This is a genomic window from Neptuniibacter sp. (genome assembly GCF_024231755.1).
In the GTDB taxonomy this organism is placed as follows: Bacteria; Pseudomonadota; Gammaproteobacteria; order Pseudomonadales; family Balneatricaceae; genus Neptuniibacter.
Genome location: NZ_JAAEQH010000199.1, coordinates 16,050 through 33,481, shown reverse-complemented (window position 1 = coordinate 33,481; position 17,432 = coordinate 16,050). Strand labels below are relative to the sequence as shown.

Annotated in this window: 11 protein-coding genes and 1 other RNA gene; 8 read left to right on the top strand and 4 right to left on the bottom strand. The window is 43.9% G+C overall.

The window, feature by feature from the left end:
* Window positions 1–16: 16 nt before the first annotated feature.
* Complete coding sequence (locus GY843_RS10400; RefSeq protein WP_297309262.1) at window positions 17–1,825, bottom strand: nickel-dependent hydrogenase large subunit; 1,809 nt, start codon at window positions 1,823–1,825, stop codon at window positions 17–19.
* Window positions 1,825–2,901: a hydrogenase small subunit gene (locus tag GY843_RS10395; RefSeq protein ID WP_297309260.1), complete on the bottom strand. Its 1,077-nt coding sequence runs from the start codon at window positions 2,899–2,901 to the stop codon at window positions 1,825–1,827. Before GY843_RS10395 ends, GY843_RS10400 begins: the two co-directional genes overlap by 1 nt.
* A 381-nt stretch (window positions 2,902–3,282) precedes the next feature.
* Between GY843_RS10395 and GY843_RS10390 the strand changes: the two genes are divergently transcribed.
* Both GY843_RS10390 and hisC read left to right on the top strand, forming a co-directional pair.
* A complete protein-coding gene (locus GY843_RS10390) occupies window positions 3,283–3,696 on the top strand; it encodes a hemerythrin family protein (protein ID WP_297309258.1) in 414 nt (137 codons plus the stop codon).
* Between the two features lie 267 nt (window positions 3,697–3,963).
* Window positions 3,964–5,034 (top strand): histidinol-phosphate transaminase, encoded by a 1,071-nt coding sequence (hisC, locus tag GY843_RS10385; RefSeq protein WP_297309257.1) that lies wholly within the window; start codon window positions 3,964–3,966, stop codon window positions 5,032–5,034.
* A 28-nt stretch (window positions 5,035–5,062) separates the two neighbouring features.
* Here the strand turns inward: hisC and GY843_RS10380 are convergent, their stop codons facing one another.
* Window positions 5,063–5,857, bottom strand: a complete 795-nt coding sequence (locus GY843_RS10380; protein ID WP_297309255.1) for a helix-turn-helix transcriptional regulator — start codon at window positions 5,855–5,857, stop codon at window positions 5,063–5,065.
* A gap of 101 nt (window positions 5,858–5,958) precedes the next feature.
* Between GY843_RS10380 and GY843_RS10375 the strand changes: the two genes are divergently transcribed.
* The 5 genes from GY843_RS10375 (at window position 5,959) to GY843_RS10355 (ending at window position 11,227) form a co-directional block, all read left to right on the top strand.
* Window positions 5,959–7,344 carry an SLC13 family permease gene (locus tag GY843_RS10375; protein ID WP_297309253.1) on the top strand — a complete coding sequence of 462 codons (1,386 nt, stop codon included), beginning with the start codon at window positions 5,959–5,961 and terminating at the stop codon, window positions 7,342–7,344.
* Between the two features lie 509 nt (window positions 7,345–7,853).
* Window positions 7,854–8,660 carry a flagellin gene (locus GY843_RS10370; RefSeq protein WP_297309251.1) on the top strand — a complete coding sequence of 269 codons (807 nt, stop codon included), beginning with the start codon at window positions 7,854–7,856 and terminating at the stop codon, window positions 8,658–8,660.
* A 35-nt stretch (window positions 8,661–8,695) separates the two neighbouring features.
* On the top strand, window positions 8,696–9,316 hold the full coding sequence (locus tag GY843_RS10365) for a LysE family translocator (protein WP_297309249.1): 621 nt from the start codon (window positions 8,696–8,698) through the stop codon (window positions 9,314–9,316).
* Window positions 9,317–9,560: 244 nt separating this feature from the next.
* Window positions 9,561–10,316: a phytanoyl-CoA dioxygenase family protein gene (locus GY843_RS10360; RefSeq protein ID WP_297309247.1), complete on the top strand. Its 756-nt coding sequence runs from the start codon at window positions 9,561–9,563 to the stop codon at window positions 10,314–10,316.
* Window positions 10,317–10,468: 152 nt separating this feature from the next.
* The gene (locus tag GY843_RS10355) at window positions 10,469–11,227 is read left to right on the top strand and encodes a sulfotransferase (protein ID WP_297309245.1); all 759 of its coding nucleotides are present in this window, start codon (window positions 10,469–10,471) and stop codon (window positions 11,225–11,227) included.
* Between the two features lie 268 nt (window positions 11,228–11,495).
* Here the strand turns inward: GY843_RS10355 and ffs are convergent.
* An RNA gene (ffs, locus tag GY843_RS10350) (signal recognition particle sRNA small type) lies at window positions 11,496–11,592 on the bottom strand.
* 658 nt (window positions 11,593–12,250) lie between these two features.
* Here ffs and GY843_RS10345 point away from each other — a divergent pair.
* Window positions 12,251–17,386, top strand: coding sequence for a DUF4214 domain-containing protein (locus GY843_RS10345; RefSeq protein ID WP_297309243.1), 5,136 nt, complete (start codon window positions 12,251–12,253; stop codon window positions 17,384–17,386).
* The last annotated feature ends 46 nt before the right edge of the window (window positions 17,387–17,432 follow it).

Below are 17,432 nucleotides of genomic sequence, written 5' to 3'. Positions count from 1 at the left end.
TTATAGCCGCCCTCTCTTAGCGAATTTTTACTTTTGTCAGTTCCTGACCATCTTCTGACATAACATGCGTTGAACATGCCAGACATGGATCGAAGCTGTGCAAAGTACGTAAAATTTCAACTGGCTCATCCGGTCGCTCCATCGGGGTATCCAGAAGAGAAGCCTCAAAAGCACCAATATTTCCCTGAGAATCACGTGGCGATCCATTCCAGGTTGTTGGCACAACCGCTTGGTAGTTATCAATTTTACCGTCTTTGATTTTAATCCAGTGACCCAAAGCACCTCGTGGTGCTTCATTGATACCCACACCCTTCGCCTCTTTAGGCCAAGTACTTGGATCCCACTTCTCAACATTTGCGGTCGAAGAATCACCGTTTTTAATGTTGTTAACCAGATTATTCCAATCATCCAACATAGTGTCGGCACACAATTCACACTCAAGTGCACGAGCCAAAGTACGACCCAGCGTAGATGGCAGGAATTGCTTCAGACCAAGATCCAAACCTGTTGCCTGATTAAATGTTGAAAGTGAGCGATCCACCTGGTCCTGTACATATTCCTTACCAGATACATAAGCGATGATGTAACGTGGCAGTGGACCCACCTCCATGGCATGACCACGCCAGCGAGGGGCTTTAATCCAACTGTATTTGGCGGCTTCATCAAGTTCTTTGATATTGGTCTTAGTACCTTTGGCATTAGGTCCAAGTTCAAATTTAGGATCTGTTTCTCCGTCCCATGGATGAAGACCTTTTTTACCGCCTTCGTAGCTGTACCATGAATGATCAACAAACTCCTGAATCTGTTCAGGATCACGCACATCAACAGGATGAACCTCATCCCAGTTACCATTAACAATGGCACCAGCAGGTAGCAAATCGGATGATTTATCGTAAGGAACTTGCGCATAAGTACCGTAAGAAAGAACGTTTTGTGCAGCCAAACCGCCACCGTACAACCAGTCTTTATAAATACTAGCGATAGCCAACACATCTGGAATGTAAACGTTCTTAGTAAACTCTTGAGCTTCGCGAATACGCTCCAGAACAAAGTTAAGGCTCGTCATGTTTACGGGTGCACCTGACGCCCCAGTACCATCCAAATTAATGGCACAAGAAACACCACCTACCATGAAGTTTGGATGCGGGTTCTTACCACCAAAGATGGTGTGAATCTTCACAATCTCTTTCTGGAAATCCAAAGCCTCCAGATAGTGGGAAACAGCCATTAGGTCCGCTTCTGGAGGTAGCTTATAGGCAGGGTTATCCCAATAACCATTGGCAAATAATCCCAGCTGCCCCGTTTCTACAAATTTCTTCAGGCGTGTCTGAACATCTTTAAAGTAGCCCGGACTTGATTTTGCGTGACGAGGTGAAACCATCTGCTGTAATTCAGATGTCGCCTTAGGGTCAGCCTTCAATGCATTAACCGGGTTAACCCAATCCAGCGCATGCAGGTGATAGAAGTGCACAATATGGTCATGTACCTGCAGGGTTTTATCCATCAAATGACGGATCAGATGGGCATTCAAAGGCACTTTGATATCCAGGGCATCTTCAACTGCGCGAACAGAGGTTAATGCATGAGTACCTGTACATACACCGCAGATACGCTCTACGAATGCCCAGGCATCACGAGGATCTCGATCTTTAAGAATAACTTCCAAGCCACGCCACATGGTTCCGGTGGATACGGCATTACGAATGATGTTGTTCTCATCCACATTCACTTCACAGCGCATGTGGCCTTCGATACGTGTTACAGGATCAACAACAATACGACGCCCGCTATTGTCCAGATTTTTACTATTTAACGGGTTATTCATTATTCCTGATCTCCTTTATGCTGCGCACGTTTAATTGCGCTTACAGCAGCATGCGCCGCAATCGCAGCACCAACACCACCAGCTACACCCATACCAATGTCATCGGCATTTTTCTCAATACCAAACTGCGGAATATTGCTAAGGCGATCATAGAAAGAACCTTTATCCCAGAACCCATCTTCAGAACAGCCGATACAACCATGACCAGCCTGAATTGGGAAAGACACACCTTCGTTCCAGCGAACGGTTGAGCACGCGTTATAAGTAGTTGGCCCCTTACAACCCACTTTGTATAAGCAGTAACCCTTACGAGCACCCTCATCATCCCACTCTTCGACAAACTGGCCTGCATCGAAGTGAGGGCGGCGGTAGCATTTATCGTGTATACGCTGGCTGTAGAACATCTTCGGGCGACCTTGGCGATCAAGTTCTGGCATACGTCCGAAAGTCAGCATATAAGTGATTACACCTGTCATTACTTCGGCAATAGGAGGACATCCCGGTACTTTGATAATGGGTTTATCAGTAATAACTTTGTGAATAGGTACAGCTTGAGTTGGATTTGGACGGGCCGCTTGCACACAACCCCAAGACGCACATGAGCCCCATGCGATAATCGCGGCAGCATCTTTTGCCGCATATTTAAGCTTTTCTACAAATGGCTTACCACCAGAGATACAGAACATTCCGTCTTCATTAAGTGGCGGATTACCCTCAACGGCCAGAATATATTTGCCTTTATATTTCTGCAGCGTTTCCTCGAGAATAGCCTCTGCTTGATGCCCTGCGGACGCCATCAATGTGTCGTCATAGTCCAAAGAGATCATCGACAGCACTACATCCTTAACCAAAGGGTGCGCTGAACGAATAAATGATTCAGAACAACAGGTACATTCCAAACCATGCAACCAAACAACAGGGGTACGTTCTTTGGTTTCCATTGCATGAGCAATTTTAGGAGCAAAGGTTGGACCTAAACCCAGAGCGGCTGCGGTAAGGCTACAATATTTGAGGAAGCTACGACGGGTTATACCCTGTCGTCGCATCACTTCGTAGAAGGTTTCAATTTGGGACATTTGTTTCTCCGCCAGTGTAAAGCACTGAAGCCACGCTATCCGTCCTCACCAGTCCAACGCATAACGTGATTTATCATTATTTTTAAGTCACCTTCTCTATCGCAATTTTCAGGCCAGAAAAATATATCCTTAAATTTCATGTAGTTAACAAATCAAACTTTCTAATACAGACAGCCCTCTTACCAGAGTTTCCGCGTAACCGGTAACTCAGTTAGCACAAACTAAAGTCGAATAAACTGCCTCAGAACTCCACCTGTGAGTTCGACGGTTTAACTACAGAATATTTGATGTATTGTTTATCTATCTTTATTGACGGGTATCAACTTACCTACTAGTGCGGTTTGCTAAAGTCGGTGGTTCTATAACCCGGAGAAACCCTAAATGACTCAGCTAAATCCGGCTGCTTTACCCAAAGTTGCTGTCGACTTCATGAACAATGATCATCACGAAGCCGTTGAACTGATTAATACGCTACTCGCGGATATCGAAGCTAAGGAAGCTGAGAAAGTTACTCAGGGACTACAAGAATTTCTGCAACACAACACAGCACACTTTGCCCGCGAAGAGGAACAGATGATCCGCATCAACTTCCCTCCCTATGGCTGCCATAAGGGAGAGCATGAAAGAGTTCTGGCTGAGCTTGAGGCTGAAATTCAGCACTGGCAGGAAGAACAGGACTTTAGCCACCTACACCACTATCTGTCCGAAACGGTAGTGAATTGGCTTGTGAACCATGTAAATACGATGGATTCTGTGACCGCAATGTTTATACAGCGCTTTGATGGTGCGAGTTAAACCTTAATAACCTTTTCCCCTCGAAAGGCGCTCTGAGATTCTTCACCTTGTCACTCAGAGCTGCCTTTCTACCTCCCCTGACTAAACCCAAAAGATCACTGATCACCTCAACTGGCCATCTTAATCTAATAACTACCACAGCAAGATAACGGTATAATTCATTAGCTTTATTCATTACTGATTGTTCTGATTCTCTGGAATCAGGATTTCTGCTATTCTTGCCGCCGATTGTAAGACCGTTATCAAACAGAAAAACCGGATAACTAAATGAGCAAATATTGGAGCGACGCTATCCAGCGTCTGACACCTTATGTACCGGGTGAACAGCCAAAAGAAAGTGGCATCACCAAACTCAACACAAATGAAAACCCTTACCCTCCTTCTCCTCTGGCAAGTGAGGTAATAAATGGTTTTGATACTGCACGTCTACGTTTATATTCCGACCCGGACTGCACGCAGCTAAAGGACGCACTAGCTGAACATTTTGCTGTTGAGCGTAAAAACGTTTTTGTTGGTAACGGTTCTGACGAGGTACTTGCTCATACCTTCGCGGCTTTTTTCCAGCAGGACAAACCTCTGCTGCTACCGGAGTTCACCTACAGCTTCTATCCGGTGTATTGCAACCTGTTTGATATAGAGTTCAATCTAATCCCTCTACGGGATGAGTTTGTCCTCAATCTTGAGGATTACAGTGAAGAAAACGGCGGTATTATCTTTGCAAATCCTAACGCCCCCACCAGCCGTGCTGTTGAATTAGGTGAGATCGAAGCTCTCCTACAAAGAAATACTGAATCCGTCGTGGTTGTCGATGAAGCTTACGTTGATTTCGGAGCATCATCTGCGGTTGAGCTGACCAAGAAATATGACAATGTGCTGGTCATCCAGACCTTATCTAAATCCCGCTCGCTGGCTGGCATGCGTGTTGGTTTTGCCATAGGTCATGAAGATCTGATCGCTGGTTTGGAACGAGTTAAAAACAGCTTTAACTCCTATCCATTGGATATGCTGGCGATCGAGTCATCAGTCGCAGCGATAAAAGATGTAGCCTACTTTGAAGAGACAACTCAGAAGATTATTGAAACCCGCGAGTGGACTGCTGAACGATTGGCTGAGTTTGGTTTCATTAGCCTTCCTTCAAAAGCTAATTTCCTCTTCACCAGCCACCGTTTTGTTGAAGCAGCAGAACTGATGGGATACCTGCGTACGAATAAGATTCTGGTTCGCTACTTCAGTAAACCAGGCATCGATAACTATCTGCGTATTACCATTGGCACTCAGGAAGAGATGGAGCTGCTGATTACTACTCTGGAAAAACACCCGGATCTTTTCAAACTCTAGTTTATAGGGACAGTTGAAGCTGTCCTTTTTACTTAAAATACTGCCCCGGAGTTTTCCCCAGCGCCTTTCTAAACATTGATACAAACGCACTGGGGCTCCGGTAGCCAAGTTCAAGCGCCACATCCAATACCGAATCACCTTTCGCCAGACGATCTACCGCTTCCTGCAGTAATAACTGTTTTTTCCACTGCTGAAAGCTCATCCCTGTCTCTTTACTAAATAAACGGCTGATCGTTCTTTCACTGGCACCTACCTGTGTTGACCAATATGCCAGCCCCTGTTCCGCATTAGGAGCATCCATCATCGCCTGCATCACCCGTTGTAATCGCCTGTCATTGGCTCCAGGTAAGTGAAGGAGCGAAGGTTTCAGCGCTTGTAATTCATCCAGAATAACCGCACAGATTCGACTGGCAGGAGTGCCTTCCTCATAGTTGATACCAAAATCAGCCACACGCTGTATTAATTCCCGCAGTAGAGGGGATACCTCAACTACGCTGCACTCCTTCGGCAATGAGTTAAGTCTGCTGGGATCAATAAACAGATGTCTGATTTCGGCAGTAACCTGCGCATTTACCGCATGCTTCATCTCCCCCGGAATCCATACTGCCTGGTTGGGAGGAACCACCCAGCTGCCATGAGGGGTAAATATTTTGAGAATCCCCTCGGATGCATAGGCCAACTGCCCTCGTGGATGAGCATGAGCACTGAGCTCAAGCCCTGCCCACATACGATCCTGCAATCCTATAACGGGGTGCAAAGGATCAAGTAACTGACCTAAGGTTGAACGCTCACGAGTGTTCTGCAAAGTTAATTCAGATTTCAAAACCAGGCCTATTCTCGATACTTATTGTCTTATTATCGACTTAATTACAATTCGATTATTGACACAATAAAGCTCTATTACAAATTCAGCTGAGAATTCTTATGCCGATCAAACTAAATCAATCACAGCTTATCGCTGTTATTCTACTGCCCTGTTTGCTCCTGGCATTGTTGCTCAGCCCTATTAGCTCAGCTCTAGATAGCAACCAGCTTTTATCTGCCTGCCTGATTGTTAGTGCAATTATTCTCTTTGCAACCAGCGCTATACCTGAACATCTCACCGCTCTGATTTTTATGGTTTCAGCCATGCTACTGGCAGTTGCCCCCGCTGAAGTTGTCTTTTCAGGTTTTACCTCAACAGCATGTTGGTTGATTTTTGCGGGTCTGATTATTGGCATCGCAATCAACGAAACGGGCTTAGCCACACGGATAGCGTCGGGCTTCTCGCAACACCTGGATAGCAGTTATCTCAAACTAATCAGTGGTATCGTCATTATGGCAACCCTGCTCGGTTTTCTAATGCCATCTTCAATGGGGCGTGCCGTACTTTTTATACCCATCGCAATGGCAGTCGCTGAACGCTGTGGTTTCCGTAGTGGAAGTAATGGTCAGATAGGAGTTGCTTTGGCGGCTGCGTTTGGCTGCCATGTACCCACTTTTTCTGTGTTACCCGCTAACGTACCAAACATGGTGATGATAGGGGCTGCGGAAACTATTCATGACTGGACTCCGATGTATGCCGAATACCTGTTTCTGCATTTCCCTATACTGGGTCTGATCAAAGGCGCACTGATCATTGCTTTAATTATCTGGCTCTATCCGGACTCTCCTGTCAGACAAACAGTTTCTATAGATAACAAAAGAATGTCCTCTGACGAGCGAAAACTGACCGTATTAATCCTTATTACTCTGGGATTCTGGCTCACGGACTCCATTCATCACATTTCGGCTGCTTGGATAGGCTTAGCTGCTGCCTGTTTTCTACTGCTACCAGGTATAGGCCTGGTCAGTCAGAAGAGTTTTAACAGCAAATTTAATATTGCCTCTCTGATTTTTGTGGTGGGTATTCTTGGACTTGGCACCCTGATCAACCACAGTGGCATCGGCGCAATGATAGGAGACCAACTAAATAACTGGTTACCCCTCTCTCCAGAGAATAGTCTGCTTAGTTTCATCTCCCTTTCGTTGACAGCCTTCTTTACCGGTACCGCAGCAACACTACCTGGAGTCCCCGCTATACTTACCCCCTTTGCCGAGCAATTGAGTGAGAAAAGTGGGTTTACCCTACAAGCCGTCCTGATGACACAGGTTCTGGGTTTCTCAACGATTCTATTTCCCTATCAGTCGGCACCCCTTATGGTCGGTATGCAGATAGCCAAAGTTCCTCTGAAACATGCAATGAAACTGTGTTTTGTACTGACCCCAATTACCATTCTCCTATTGTTCCCATTGGATTTTCTATGGTGGAAATTATTGGGTTGGATCTAAGGAACCTGCGAACAAGTCCTGAACGACTCAGGCTGACAGAGCGGTTAAAGATCAAGGCAACGATTACAGACATACTGGTTGTACGTCGAAAATCGTTAACACCGAGATTGAATCGCTCTGCCAGCCCCCAGGGTGGGCACTAAAACGACTTCCTGCTTTGTCAGGCAGTTTGGAAAGGACCAGTCATTACACTGCACTGCCTTTCGCACATTAAGTCATTTTATTGCCCACTGAGAAAGTCCGGGACTTATTCACGGGTTCCCTCAACAGTAGTCATACAAAAATAGGACTAAGGCAGGGTATAAGCTTTAATATTAACTGCCTAAGATGTATCAGGTTGCGGGTCTGCTTCTTACCAGCAACTCCTACGAGTGCCAGTTGGCACTCTTCCGTATATTCCAATGCAAGATTTGGTGGCGCATCTAATGCGCCCTTTTTTTGGCTGAATATTAATCAACCACATCTCTTTTCTATCCGCTATAATTAAAAGGTTATGAGAGGAGTATCCTATGGCTATTAATCTGACAGGTTTAGCTTCGAGCAATTTCTCGGCTTTCAATCAGATTCAAAACCGAATTGATGAAAGTGGAAAACAGCTGATTTCCGGCGAGCGAATTAATGACGCCTCAGTTGACCCTGCAGGTCTACAGGTTCTGATCGATTTACAAGGACAGATTCTCGGCAATAACACCGCTGTACGTAACAGCCTGGATGGCATATCAGCTATTCAGATCGCCGAAGGTGGTATTAGTCAGGTTAACGACTCTCTACAACAGATCCGTGAACTATCCATTCAGGCCCAGAACGGGACATTAAATGATAATGACCGGGCCTCCTTACAAAAACAGGCCGATTCACTGCTTGAAGGTATCCAAGATACCCTTGGGCAGGCTACATTTAACGGCCAGTCCCTACTAGGGGAAGATGGTCAACTCCGATTACAGACCGGCCCCGGCTCTGAAGACTCACAAGATGTAGGCACCTTCAATGTGGAGTCTGAACTGGATGATCTGGGACTATTCTCGCTGGATATCACCTCAGCAGGAGCATTAGATATTCTGGATCAGTCTCAGGATTTTCTATCGAACGTATCCAGTGAATTCGGTGCTGCACAGAACCGCTTGGACAGCACGATCAACCGACTTAACGAATCTAGTTTAAATCAAGCAGCCTCTGCATCCCGTATCGGCGATACCGATTATGCCAAAGCTATTTCGGAACGAACCAACGCGCAGATACAGCAGGAAGTTGGCATCGCAATTCAGGCACAAGCAAACGCCAGTAGAGGTTTGGTTTTAAACCTACTTGGCAGTTAAAATCGACATCTCAAATTTGTTGAGACAGAAGCCATATGACACTTGAAAGTGCTATATCGTGTTTTATTGCCATTTTTATTTTTGGTATAACGCCAGGCCCCGGCGTGTTTGCAATTCTTGCCCGAGCACTGGTAAACGGTGCCGGTAGTTGTTTTATGCTGGCTCTGGGAATGACCATCAGCGATATCTTCTACTTGATTGCAGCCTGTTTTGGTTTAGCCGTGATTGCTGCCAGTTGGGGCGACCTGTTCACCGTTATTCGAATCGTAGGGGCGATATACCTAGTCTATCTGGGCTGGAAGATGTGGAATGCCCCCTTAGAGCTGGAACAGGAAAACCGAAACAAAGACAGTAAACGCCAGATGGCTGCGGGATTTCTACAGGGTTTTCTAATCTCAGCCTCAAACCCTAAAGTAATTCTTTTCTATATAGCGTTTCTGCCCACATTTATGGATCTGACCGTTCTCAGCACTGCTGATATTGCCCTGGCATCCGTCTTAACGTTGATCGGACTGATGCTGGGTTTAATGATGATCGCTATGTTTGCCAGCCGGGCACGGGAATTTCTGCAATCCGAACTTGCGGTGAAACGATTAAACCGGAGTGCGGGTTCGATTATGGCGGGGGCTGGGGCTTATCTGCTATCTCGCAATTAGGCGCCCTACGGCAATGTAGGGTCTTTTCCTCAGCTGCCAGATTATAAAATACCAATTCTTTTAGGGTATTTCCCAAGCCGCACTTTAAAGTGCTTTCAACTTTTCAGCCATTAAGTAAAATCACTTCAGCAATACCAGTGTTAGGTATCCTAACTGTGTCTTTGGCTACGGCTGAGCACAGGAATTAACAGCACTTTATTTGTAGTAATACTCTCTGTTCACAAAATAATAAGGTCATATTTGTATGAATGTTGGCACCCCTAAACAGCTTTTTGAGGCTAACGGATTTATCGGTCCAGAAACCTTATTTGATCAATCTACCATGACTAATATCGCTGAACAGATCTCAGAGTTTATCTCCCAGAATAAACTTTCACAGGACTGGTATTCTGCAGTCAAACCCCAAAATATCGATGAACAGCCAGTTGAGACCATATACGATGCTCACTGGAGCGTAGAAGAGATTAAAAAGCTCTGCACAAATAATGACTTGATAGCAAAACTGTCTGAATTAATGTCAACTGAGTTAGTAATCTGGCGGACCACTTTTTGGATAAAGGAACCCGGGGCCCGCCGTGTGGAGTGGCACCAAGATACTTATAAAGAGGAACAGTTAGGCTCCTTTCCCAATATCAATGCCTGGATAGCTTTAGATGAAGCGCCCGAAAACAACTGCTTATGGTTTGCAGACAGCACCCATCGAGAAATTATCGACCTGGACCAGTTTAAACAGCCAAACTATGTTGAGCAGCTTATGTCAGGTACAAAGCTCCCATTCCCACCTGTAGATCCTGAAACAACTATCTCAAAGATGCCATTACAGCCTGGTCAGTGTGTGATTTTTGATGGCCGAACTTTACACGGTTCCCCTCCTAATCTAAGTGACAAACGAAGGGCAGGACTGGTTATCAGATTTATCCCCAAGGATTATGTATTACAAGGATATAACGGGAAGCTGATGGATAGCCAAGGTAATGAGGTTAAAAACAAAGCCGTTTAGCCCTCTCTTATATAGGGCTCTAGACATGCAATAATCATGGTATTGTAAAAGTCGACAATTTAGCATTGCGTGGCATACCGCGTTTTAAACGAACGGGGTACATGAATCATAATTTTACTTACTGAGTTGGATATTTTTCCTGAAGAAATGATATGAATGAAACTCCCAAAGGGAAGCAGGCTTATGAAGCGCTTCTTAAACGTAATTATCTACTCGCTCAGCCCCATAAAAGTTTCAACAAACTATTTGGTATTGGCGCCAACAAAACAGGTAGTACAAGCCTCAAATTAGTATTTAGCATTCTGGGGCTTCGTGCAGCCAATCAGAATTCGGGGGAGTTGACTACTCAACAACTAGCCAAAGGTAATTTTGCACCTTTGATTAAATATGTTGAGCAGTATGATGCTTTCCAGGATACGCCATTTGCAGCTAAATCATACTATGCTCAGCTTGATGCTCTCTTCCCAAATAGTAAGTTCATCTTGACTATACGTGAGCCAGAGGCATGGTTTGATTCTTTTTTAAGGCACAACCTAAAGCAGTTAGATCTAGATGCCGATAAAACAACAATTACAGCTGAGGACCTGGTCGGCAAAGACTACCTATATCATGGTTTCAGACAACTCAAGTTTGAATCAGATTGGTTACTTTCTGTTGATCAGAATTACACTGTAGAGAAATGCTGGGATCTTTCTTTCGATAAAAATCATTTTATCGATCTATACCTTCAAAGAAATAAAGAGATTGTTCGGCATTTTTCTGAGAGGCCTGACGATCTGTTAGTTATAGATATCACGAAAGAACCAACCACAGAAAAAATCGTTAATTTCCTTAACCTTCCTGAGGCATTGATTACCGATATGCCACATTTGAATCAGAACCTTGTTTTCCCGCAAAAGGATTCGGCATAAGTCATAGGTCATAAGTCATAAGTCATAAGAAATGTAAGACTTCAAATCAGAGGGGTTCTTACATTTCTTTTTAGGGAACGCTTAATCTCTGTTTCCGACCAGCGGCCTGATAGCCACAGATGCAACTAATCTGAATTATCAAACTACATGACGAGGTTTAAATAGGTACAAGGGATTTCTAGAAACAGGTTTTACCTGGAGTTAGTGCACTGATGGGCGAAACGCAAAAAGGTTTATAAAAAGAAGCAGTTAAGAAATTTGGAGATGACCCCACCAGCCACATTCCGGCACATGAATCCACCGCTGTGGCTGCTCCCTTCCGGGCCTGACCAGGTTCACGGTTTATCATTGCGGAAGGACCAGCGGGGGCACCATTACGCGGCTTTCAGGCAAATTCGAGTTTGCTGTCGCACATTATTAATTTACCTGCATGAAAACATAAAGCTGATTAACTACACAAGCCAATGTGCCTCACTTTGTGCCTCACCTAGGATGCTATGAAGTAGGTACATTCTTTCCAGGCCAAGGATATTTTCCTGTTATAGATGGTATTGATTCCGGACTTGAGTAGAGGTATGGAATATCTCCCTGAATGCACCTGTAGCAGTTTCTAAGGACCATTCTCCACAATCAAGCACAACTTGCCTCATATCTATTTTTGATGGTTTAAAGTCTTGCGCTACCTCTGAGGGCCTTGGTGTTAGTCAAAGAAATATCTGTAGCAGGAGCTGATCTCCCTAACACCAAGAGTGATCACAGGAGATGCTTGCAGTACTTCTCCAAAATATCGTGAGATGGTGGTAGCCGTTTGGATAGAAAAAATTATCTGAACTAGATCAAGTTGTAGTTAGACTAGGTTGATTGATTGCTACTTGAATATTTAGAATGGCCTAATATTCTTCAAATGCTCCGCGCACCAATGGTTGCAATGAAGGGATTCTCAAGCATATAAGTATCAAGGCAGATACGATCCATTCCCCCGGTTTTAGTCCGCCTCTATACTTTGAAAAAGGCGAACCAGAAATGTCTTATCTTGACACTACAAGTAATTACTTCGCGGATGAAGAATCACGAGGTTTTGATAGCTTATCAAGAAACAGTTTGAATAAGGTAAGTGAGGGTTGGATTTCTGCTGGTACCATCGAAAATTCACTAGACCATGACTACTATGAGTTATCAGTTACAGCAGGTTATAAATACACCGTCACATTAACATCTGATTCTAGTTGGTATGGCTGGAATTCTTATAACAACAGCTCCTATTTAGAATTTGACATAGAAAACTCATACGGAGCTGTGCAACTCAGTTCTTCATCAACATCGTTATACGATGATGCTGTAACCTTTACGGCTAATACCAGTGGAACTTACTACTTAGATGTCCATGGATTAACATTCTCAGCTGCGGATTACGCAATTACATACACTTCAGAATATGTTGGAACCGGAAATAGCTCTGCTGTGTTTTCAAATCCGACATACGTAGGTGACTTACAAGAAGATAGTACGGTAGTTGTCGATCTAAACATTAGTGATGCTGATGGAATTAACTCAAGCTCAATTTTAACACATTGGTGGGTACAAGACTCTGAAGGTAATACTTCCTATTTAGATTACTCAACTAATGCCTCTCTCTCACTAACCCAAGCCGAAGTTGGAAAAACACTACTTTACTCCGTAAGTTTTACCGACGATGCGGGTAATTTTGAATCTAGCAATCAGTACATTATCGGTGATGTAACAAATATTAATGATTCCCCTGATGGGTCTTTATTAATCGTTGGTGAATTTGTTGAAGGGCAGACTTTATCAGTATCTAACACCATATCTGATGAAGATGGCCTAGGTGAAATCAGCTATCAATGGCAGGCAGATGGCGTTGATATCGATGGATCTACCACTAATGAACTATTACTGACTCAAGATTTGGTAGGTTCTACGATTACTGTTACCGCTAGTTATACTGACGGATACGGTACTGTTGAATCTCAGAGTTCTTTACCAACTGCAGCTGTAACGAACAGTAATGATGACCCAACTGGTTCTGTAGCTATTGTTGGTACTGCACAAGAAGATCTGACACTTATAGCTTTCAATACACTGGCTGATGAAGATGGCCTTGGTGACATCAGTTATCAATGGCAAGCGAATGGGGTTGATATAGATGGTGCTACAGGCGATGAGATAGTCTTAACTCAAGATCATGTTGGTTCAGCTATTAATGTGGTTGCATCCTATATTGATGGCCAAGGTACAGCAGAATCTTCGGCTTCTTCTCCTACGGCTGTAGTTGCAAATGCTAACGATGACCCAACCGGTTCAGTCATTATTTCAGGCATTCATATCGAAGGAGAAACTCTAACTGCATCTAATACCCTTGCAGATGAAGACGGTTTAGGAGTTATTAATTACCAGTGGTTAGCTGATGGAGTATACATTGATGGTGCTTCTGGAAGTGAGCTTTTACTTTCGCAGAATCTCGTAGGTTCCGTGATATCTGTTTTTGCTAGTTATACTGATGATTTTGGAACTGAAGAGGTCGTTGTATCAGATTCTACAGAAGAGATTGAAGCAAAACCTCCAGAAGCAACCTTTTCACTCGTTGAAAGTGACTCAGATACATTAAATGTCATTATTTCTAACGCCGGTTTGGAGTTGGGAAGTAACTCAATTTTCATTCGGTTTACATTCGATGCATCTGATGTTTCATACTCAGATTTCTCAATGCTAGGAGGTGGCGCTTCTTCTTTGAGCATAAGTTCTACTCAAACTGGGTCATTAGGTAGCGTAACTATCTCAGGTTCTATAAGCCCATCAGTAATTGCAGAAGATCAACTTCAAGTTACCTTTGCTGCTAACTCAAAAACCGGTTTAGTAAATATTGATTTTGATAGTTTTGTGATAGGTGGAAAAACTCATCAAATTGATACATTTGAAGATACCTACTTCTTTAACTCCTTACCCACAGGAACTTTAAGGATTGTAGGCCCTGCTTCAGAAGGCGAGACCTTGGTTGTTCTTGGTACGATAGACGATGCAGATGGGGTAGGTAATGTAAATTATCAGTGGCAAGCGGATGGAGTGGATATCGCTGGTGCTACAGGTGCTGTATTGGTACTAAATCATGATCATGTTGGTTCTTCAATCACGGTTGTAGCATCTTACACTGATGGTCAAGGTACAGCAGAGTCGATTACTTCTTCCCCGACAGATATTATTACTACTACTGCTTCAGGTACTGTGATTGATGGATACGTCTCTGGCGCTTCTATTTACATCGATGCTAACGATAACGGTATTGCAGACCCTGAAGAATATACTGGTGTAGATACAGATGATAGCGGTAACTTTGAGTTAGAAACCACTCTGCAAGGCTCCATCATCGCTGTAGGCGGTACTAACGTAGATACAGGATTGCCGAATGATCTAGTCCTAACCGCTCCTGTGGGTTCTTCTGTAGTCACTCCTATTACAACGTTGATCGACTCGTTTGCATCTTCAGAAGGTGTCTCTATTACTGAAGCTGAAGCTCAGATTCAAACGGCTTTGGCCATTCAGAGTGATGTTGATCTTACGCAGTATGATCCATTTTCTGAAGATACCGGCACTTCGCTGGAAGTCCATTCTAAAGCGGTTCAAATAGCTACCTTGGGGGTTTTGGCAGAAAATGCAGGAGGTAAATTTGATGAGGTTATTTCTGCTTTAACACATTCTGCTGCCAGTGGCTCCACACTTGCTCTATCAGATTATAACTATTTGGGCGACACCTTGATTGGTGTACTAGGTAAAGCAGAACTGAACCAAGCAGAAGAAACCAACTCTGCTCTTGCCAATGCTAATGAGCTAACCGATATCTCTGAAGTCCAGAAGTACCTTGCTAACACCCCGCCGGAAGGAAGTCTCATGATCTCTGGCATCGTGGAGGCAGGAACTCAGTTAAGTATTGAAAATACGTTAACGGATATCAATGGATTAGGTGAAATGTCTTATCAATGGTTAACAGATGGCGAAGTAGTTTTAGGGGCTACTGAGGTCACTTTTACGCCAAACGTTGATCAAGCTAAACAAAAGATTAGTGTTGAAGTTCGTTATATTGATGGTACAGGGACATTAGAAATAGCCACTTCTGATTATGTTACTGCCCCTATATCTGACCTAATTTCCAATGAGTCTTATGAAACAATCATTCAGGGAGCTTATGTTGCATTCTATGGAAGGCCTGCCGATCCGGGGGGGCTCTCAGCATGGGCTGAGTTTTTATCAAATAATGGTGGCGACCTTTCGGCTATCATTCAAGCCTTTGGTAACTCTGCAGAGTACAGTGAGCGTTATGGACACCTCTCTAACCGTGAATTGGTAAACGAGATCTACCTTCAGTGTTTCAATCGACCTGCAGAACAAGCTGGTTTGGATGCTTGGAGTGACTACTTAGACAGAGGATTGATTTCTGTTCAAAACTTCGCACTAGAGGTTTTGATGGGGGCGCGTAATAAAGATGCTGTTTCAATACTACAGAAGATTAACTTTTCAGATTTATTTACAGAGCGAGTTGCATCTGGAGAGCTTGAATATGCTGGATCAAGCCAAGCTGAAGCGGCTAAAAAGGTTCTTTTCGAAGTAGGCTCTGAAACTAAAGCAACGTCCTTCGATCAGTTATCGGTCAAGTACGAAGCACAGGTAACTTCACCACCAACTTCATTTATGCTTTCTGATTTAGATGGAATAAACGGTACCGTATTTCGTGGTATCGATTTTAGTGATTATTCTGGATCATCAGTTAACTCTGCGGGCGATGTTAACGGAGACGGTTATGATGATGTCTTGATTGGTACACATGGAACAAACGAAGTATATGTGGTTTTTGGAAAAGAAAATCAATGGGTCGAATCAATAGAATTATCCGACCTTAACGGGACTAATGGATTCATTCTGAGAGGTGTGAACGGAGGTTCTAATGGACAAAATTCTGTCAGTGCTGGTGATATAAATGGTGATGGTTTTGATGATCTATTGTTAGGTGCGAGTAATGCGCACTCCGATGGCGATACAGATGGTGAAGCTTATGTTGTGTTTGGTAAAGGTTCGGATTGGGAAGGGAATCTTGATGTTTCTGAATTAGATGGGTCGAACGGATTTACTCTCTTTGGTAGTGAGAATAGTGAAAATTTTGGGGGCTCTGTTGATACAGCTGGTGACATAAACGGTGATGGATTCGATGATATTGTAATTGGTGGTAACAGTAATTATTTAAGAGGTGCCACAGGTGGGGAAGCGTTTGTTGTCTTCGGAAAGTCTTTTGGCTGGGATGTTAGTCTTGACCTCTCTGAACTAAACGGGACTGATGGCTTTGTATTGAACGGAATGAATCTTAGTTATGGTATAGGAGGGGCAGTAAGCTCTGTTGGTGATGTTAATGGAGATGGCTTCGATGACGTTTTGTTAGGTGCTCCATATGCGGACCCTAACGGTGAAAGCTCAGGTGCCTCTTACCTGATTTTTGGCAAAGAATCAGGGTGGGATAGTTCTGTGGAGCTATCCAATTTAGATGGCACTGATGGTTTAGTTTTTAATGGCAATCATCTTGATTTGGCAGGTATATCTATTGGTCCTGCAGGCGACATTAATGGTGACGGTTATGATGATTTCTTGATTGGTGCAATTGGTGCATCACCAAATGGAAACGAATCCGCAGGAGCAACCTATGTGATTTTCGGTAAAGAATCAGGGTGGGATAGTTCTGTGGAGCTATCCAATTTAGATGGTACTGATGGTTTTGTACTAAACGGTATTAATTATCGGGATCACTCAGGATCATCAGTTAGTTCTGCGGGAGACATCAATAGTGATGGGTTTGACGATATCTTAATTGGCGCTCCATCTGCGGATTCGAATGGTGGCTCTGCTGGTGATACCTACGTCGTGTTTGGTAAAGGTTCGGATTGGGACGGGAGTCTTGACCTCTCTGAATTAGATGGATGGGATGGCTTTAAGTTCATTGGTGCAACAGATTGGGATCTTTCGGGTACTTCGGTAAGCTTAGCAGGAGATACTAATGGGGATGGTATCCATGATATTCTGATTGGTGCTCCTTGGACTTCAACAAATGAGGGTTTATCGGGGGAGACCTATTTGGTGTTTGGTGGGTTTTGGTTGCTATAGCTAAATAACTCACTCTATATGATCAATATCAGCTAGGTATTCAATT

What these genes read in the sequence shown, in the direction of transcription:
- GY843_RS10345 (WP_297309243.1), top strand. Translation starts at nt 12,251, where the DNA reads ATGTCTTATCTTGACACTACAAGTAATTACTTCGCGGATGAAGAATCA.
- GY843_RS10400 (WP_297309262.1), bottom strand. Translation starts at nt 1,825, where the DNA reads ATGAATAACCCGTTAAATAGTAAAAATCTGGACAATAGCGGGCGTCGT.
- GY843_RS10355 (WP_297309245.1), top strand. Translation starts at nt 10,469, where the DNA reads ATGAATGAAACTCCCAAAGGGAAGCAGGCTTATGAAGCGCTTCTTAAA.
- GY843_RS10360 (WP_297309247.1), top strand. Translation starts at nt 9,561, where the DNA reads ATGAATGTTGGCACCCCTAAACAGCTTTTTGAGGCTAACGGATTTATC.
- GY843_RS10370 (WP_297309251.1), top strand. Translation starts at nt 7,854, where the DNA reads ATGGCTATTAATCTGACAGGTTTAGCTTCGAGCAATTTCTCGGCTTTC.
- GY843_RS10395 (WP_297309260.1), bottom strand. Translation starts at nt 2,901, where the DNA reads ATGTCCCAAATTGAAACCTTCTACGAAGTGATGCGACGACAGGGTATA.
- GY843_RS10365 (WP_297309249.1), top strand. Translation starts at nt 8,696, where the DNA reads ATGACACTTGAAAGTGCTATATCGTGTTTTATTGCCATTTTTATTTTT.
- hisC (WP_297309257.1), top strand. Translation starts at nt 3,964, where the DNA reads ATGAGCAAATATTGGAGCGACGCTATCCAGCGTCTGACACCTTATGTA.
- GY843_RS10390 (WP_297309258.1), top strand. Translation starts at nt 3,283, where the DNA reads ATGACTCAGCTAAATCCGGCTGCTTTACCCAAAGTTGCTGTCGACTTC.
- GY843_RS10375 (WP_297309253.1), top strand. Translation starts at nt 5,959, where the DNA reads ATGCCGATCAAACTAAATCAATCACAGCTTATCGCTGTTATTCTACTG.